Below are 819 nucleotides of genomic sequence, written 5' to 3' on the forward strand. Positions count from 1 at the left end.
ACGCCGAACTCCTGGACCTTGAGCGAACGCCTGTAGTTGTCTTCCGGTGTGGCCCCCACGCAGGAGACGAAGTGTTTTTGCGAGCCGGGGATGAGCATTAGCGGCCCATTGAGGGCGTGATTGTCGGTGAGGATGATCGAGCAGCTCACGGCCCGCATCCGCGGCATGCCGTCCTCGGCGTGCCAGGTTTCGAAGTCCGAGTGCCAGTTGAAGCCCGTGCCACGGAAGCCGGGCTTGTAGTTGATGCGGGACTGGTGGATGTAGACCTCGCTCGCCAGGAGCTGGTGTACCCGGTCGAGCAGGCGCGGATCCCGGGCCAGACGGTTGAACCGCTCCGAGATGGCCGCGCGGTGAATCCCGAATACCGAGCGCACCTCGTTGCTTTCGGGCTCGCGGATCATGCCGTCCCAGTCATCCAGATCGGGATCGGCCTCCAGGCGGCGCAGCTCATCGCGGAACGCCTCGACCTCCTCCGGCGGGAAAAGCCCCTCGAAGAAGAGATAGCCGTCGTGCTCGAAACGCCGGAGCTCGTCGCTGGTGAGCGGACCGGACCAGTGGCCGTTCTCGTCGGAGTGAATCACCGGGTCGAGTCGCGGAATCACGCCCACGGGCGCCTCGGTGCGGGTGGGATAGAGATCCTTGCTGTTCAGCATGTCGGCACCTCCCTGAATCGCCAGCGATACGGAAAGAACCCTGCTGCGCGCAGCGAACGCTGCCACGCGACCCGTGCATGCCAGTCGCCGGGCTCGTGGCGCGGGGCCGGGCGGAGCCCCGGCACCGGCACATGCCGTGCGTACTATCCGGCACGTCCATGCGGGG

1 protein-coding gene is annotated in these 819 nt (G+C 66.2%); it reads right to left on the minus strand.

Translation table 11 applies throughout. The annotated features are described in order from the left end of the window. A partial coding sequence (locus G7A99_RS22120) for a phytanoyl-CoA dioxygenase family protein (protein WP_163144143.1) occupies positions 1 to 653 on the minus strand: 653 nt, incomplete at its 3' end. Between the last annotated feature and the right edge of the window lie 166 nt (positions 654 to 819).

The organism is Arhodomonas sp. KWT (assembly GCF_010993615.1).